Source organism: Streptomyces sp. NRRL B-24085 (genome assembly GCF_001282115.1).
Taxonomy (GTDB): domain Bacteria; phylum Actinomycetota; class Actinomycetes; order Streptomycetales; family Streptomycetaceae; genus Streptomyces.
Map to the genome: position 1 here is coordinate 1 of NZ_LJBR01000445.1, position 3,487 is coordinate 3,487.

A 3,487-nucleotide genomic window follows, 5' to 3' on the forward strand; every position below is an offset into this window, starting at 1 on the left:
TCCTTGCCGGTGCCCGCCGCCGCCCGCCCCGCCCCGGCCCGCGTGGCCCGGCACGCCGCCCCCTACGCGGCCGCGGTCGCCGGGTTCGAGGCGCTGCTGCCCGAACTGGAGGGCCGCTGGTCCACCCCCGTCGTCCACGACTGGGACGTGCACGCCACCGTCGCCCATCTGCTCGCCGCCGACGAGCACCTGGCCCTGCGGCTCGGGATCGACGCCCGGGTGCCGGGTGCGCGGATCGACGAGGACGCGGACTGGACGCAGGCATGGGAGCGGCGTACCGCCGAGGTGATCGCCCACGAGTACGGCCGTACGCCCGGGGAGACCGTCGCCGACTGGTCCGCGCAGGCGGCCGCACTGCTCGGCACCGCGCACGCCCGCGACCCCGAACTCGCCGCCCGGACCACGCTGTCGATGGGCATCAGGCTGCCGGCCACCGAGCACTTCCTGGTGCGTGCCTTCGAGACGTGGATCCACACCGACGACATCGGCCGCGCCCTGGGCCTGGCCGTACCGCCGCCGCCCGAGGAGCACCTGGGGCGGCTGGTCGGGCTGGCCGTCCGCGTCCTCGGCGGGGCCCTCGGGACCGAGGCGCCGCCGGTGCTGTTCGCGGTCCGGGGCGGCGAGCAGTGGGTCCTCGGTTCGCAGAGCGATCCCGTGACCGCCGAACTCACCCTGGACCCGGTGGACTTCTGCCTGCTCGTCGGCGGTCGGCACGAGCCGGACAGCGTCCCCCGGGAAACGACGGGCGACGCGGCCGCCGTACGGAACGTACTGGAGCGGGCCGCGTCGCTGTCGTGGCTGTGAGGATCAGCTCACCGCATCACTTCACCGGGGTGAAGTCCCGGGCGCCGATGAACTCGGGGCGCCGGACCGGGGCCGCGAACGGCTCGACGGCCTCGTTCTCCACGCTGTTGAACACGATGAACACGTTGCTGCGCGGGAACGGCGTGATGTTGTCGCCGGAGCCGTGCATGGCGTTGCAGTCGAACCAGGTCGCCGAACCGGCCTTGCCGGTGAACAGCTTGATGCCGTACTCCGAGGCCATCGCCGTCAGCGCCTCGTCCGAGGGCGTGCCCGCGTCCTGCATCTGGAGGGACTTCTTGTAGTTGTCCTTGGGGGTCTCGCCCGCGCACCCGAGGAAGGTCTTGTGCGAACCGGGCATGATCATGAGCCCGCCGTTGGTGTCGTAGTTCTCGGTCAGCGCTATCGAGACGGACACCGTGCGCATGTTGGGCAGGCCGTCCTCGGCGTGCCAGGTCTCGAAGTCGGAGTGCCAGTAGAAGCCGCTGGCCCCGAAACCGGGCTTGACGTTGATCCGCGACTGGTGGACGTAGACGTCCGAGCCGAGGATCTGCCGGGCCCGGCCGACGACCCGCTCGTCGCGCACCAGGTTCGCGAACACCTCGCTGATCTTGTGCACCTCGAAGACCGAGCGGATCTCCTTTGACTTCGGCTCGATGATCGAGCGCTCGTCCGCGCGGATCTCCGGAGCGGTGATGAGCCGCTCCAACTCGCGCTGGTAGACCGGGATTTCGTCCGGGCCGATGAGCTGGTCGACGGCGAGGAAGCCGTCGCGCTCGAACGCCTCCAGGTCGGCCGTGGCGATCGGTCCCGGCGTGCCGGGCGCCGACCAGACGACCGGGTCCTTGCGCGGGACGGACACCTCGGTGGCGCCGCGGCTGGGGTAGAGATCGGTGACGGTGGTCATGGTGGTCATGCGGTCACACCTCCTCGGGTTCGGTGAGCAGCGGGTAGACGCCGTTCTCGTCGTGGTCCTCCCGGCCGGTCACGGGCGGGTTGAACACACAGATGCAGCGGAAGTCCTCCTTGACCCGCAGTGTGTGCCGCTCGTGACCGTCCAGGAGGTACATGGTCCCGGGCGTGATCGAGTGCGTCTGCCCGCTCTCGTGGTCGGTCAGCTCGGCCTCGCCCTCGACGCAGACGACGGCCTCGATGTGGTTCGCGTACCACATCGACGTCTCCGTGCCCGCGTACAGGATCGTCTCGTGCAGCGAGAAGCCGACCCGCTCCTTGGCGAGCACGATGCGTTTGCTCTCCCAGGTGCCGGACGCGGCCTTCACATGCCGGTCGGTGCCTTCGATGTCCTTGAACGAACGGACGATCACGGTATTGCGATGCCTCCTAGTCGAACGGTCTGCTGAGACGGATGCTCAGACGGTTTCCCGGACGGCGCGGGCGAGGATGCTGAGCCCCTCGTCCAGCTCCTCCGGGGTGATCGTGAGCGCCGGGAGCAGCTTCACGACCTCGCTCTCGGGGCCCGACGTCTCGATGAGCAGCCCGAGTTCGAAGGCCCGGTGCGCCACCCGCCCGGCGCGCGCCTTGTCGTGGAACTCCAGGCCCCACACCAGCCCGCGGCCGCGGTACTCCTTGATGTCGGCCAGGTTCTCCTCGGTGATGGAGATGAGCCCCTGCTCGACCTGCTCACCGCGCCCGCGGGTCTGCTTCTCCATCGCGGAACCGTCCGCCCAGTACTGCTCCAGGGCGGCGGTTGCGGTGACGAAGGCCGGGTTGTTGCCGCGGAAGGTGCCGTTGTGCTCGCCCGGCTCCCAGATGTCCAGCTCCGGCTTGAACAGGCACAGGGACATGGGGAGGCCGTAGCCGCTGATGGACTTGGAGACGGTGACGATGTCCGGCGTGATGCCCGCCTCCTCGAACGAGAAGAAGGCGCCGGTCCGGCCGCAGCCCATCTGGATGTCGTCGACGATGAGCAGCATGTCCTGCCGCTCGCACAGCGCGGCGAGCGCCTGGAGCCACTCCTTGCGGGCGACGTTGATGCCGCCCTCGCCCTGCACGGTCTCCACGATCACGGCGGCCGGCTTGTTGAGGCCGGAGCCCTGGTCCTCCAGGAGCCGCTCGAACCACAGGAAGTCCTCGACGGTGCCGTCGAAGTAGTTGTCGAACGGCATCGGCGTGCCGTGCACCAGCGGGATGCCGGCGCCGGCCCGCTTGAAGGCGTTGCCGGTCACGGCCAGCGACCCCAGGGACATCCCGTGGAAGGCGTTGGTGAAGGACACGATCGCCTCGCGGCCCTTGACCTTCCGGGCCAGCTTGAGGGCCGACTCCACGGCGTTGGTGCCCGTCGGGCCCGGGAACATGACCTTGTACGGCAGGTCGCGCGGGCGCAGCACCAGGTCCTGGAAGGTCTGGAGGAAGGTGCGCTTGGCGGTGGTCGACATGTCGAGGCCGTGCGTGACGCCGTCCCGCTCCAGGTAGTCGATCAGCGCCCGTTTCAGCACGGGGTTGTTGTGGCCGTAGTTCAGCGAGCCGGCGCCGGCGAAGAAGTCCAGGTACGCGTGGCCGTCCTCGTCGTACATGCGGCTGCCCTGCGCGCGGTCGAAGACGGTGGGCCAGCCGCGGCAGTAGCTGCGCACCTCGGACTCGAGGGTCTCGAAGACGCTGAGGTCGGGCTGGGTGATGGTCACGACGAATCGCTCCTCGGGGTGCGTGGGGGGTCAGGCGGAGAGGG

Annotated in this window: 4 protein-coding genes; 1 reads left to right on the forward strand and 3 read right to left on the reverse strand. The window is 69.7% G+C overall.

What is annotated here, in order from left to right; genetic code table 11:
* Positions 1 to 804: maleylpyruvate isomerase family mycothiol-dependent enzyme (locus tag AOJ26_RS36105; protein ID WP_053852582.1), on the forward strand; the 804-nt coding region annotated here is incomplete at its 5' end.
* 16 nt (positions 805 to 820) lie between these two features.
* On the opposite strand, the gene thpD is transcribed toward AOJ26_RS36105, so the two are convergent.
* Genes thpD through ectB form a run of 3 tightly spaced genes read right to left on the reverse strand, consistent with a single transcriptional unit; the run spans position 821 to position 3,443 of the window.
* Complete coding sequence (gene thpD, locus AOJ26_RS36110) at positions 821 to 1,717, reverse strand: ectoine hydroxylase (RefSeq protein WP_053852583.1); 897 nt, start codon at positions 1,715 to 1,717, stop codon at positions 821 to 823.
* A gap of 4 nt (positions 1,718 to 1,721) precedes the next feature.
* A complete protein-coding gene (locus AOJ26_RS36115) occupies positions 1,722 to 2,126 on the reverse strand; it encodes an ectoine synthase (protein WP_007381148.1) in 405 nt (134 codons plus the stop codon).
* Positions 2,127 to 2,171: 45 nt separating this feature from the next.
* The gene (ectB, locus tag AOJ26_RS36120; RefSeq protein WP_053852584.1) at positions 2,172 to 3,443 is read right to left on the reverse strand and encodes a diaminobutyrate--2-oxoglutarate transaminase; all 1,272 of its coding nucleotides are present in this window, start codon (positions 3,441 to 3,443) and stop codon (positions 2,172 to 2,174) included.
* Between the last annotated feature and the right edge of the window lie 44 nt (positions 3,444 to 3,487).

Bases quoted from the DNA above. Each gene is read 5' to 3' on its own strand.
- thpD (WP_053852583.1), bottom strand. From the start codon at position 1,717: ATGACCACCATGACCACCGTCACCGATCTCTACCCCAGCCGCGGCGCC.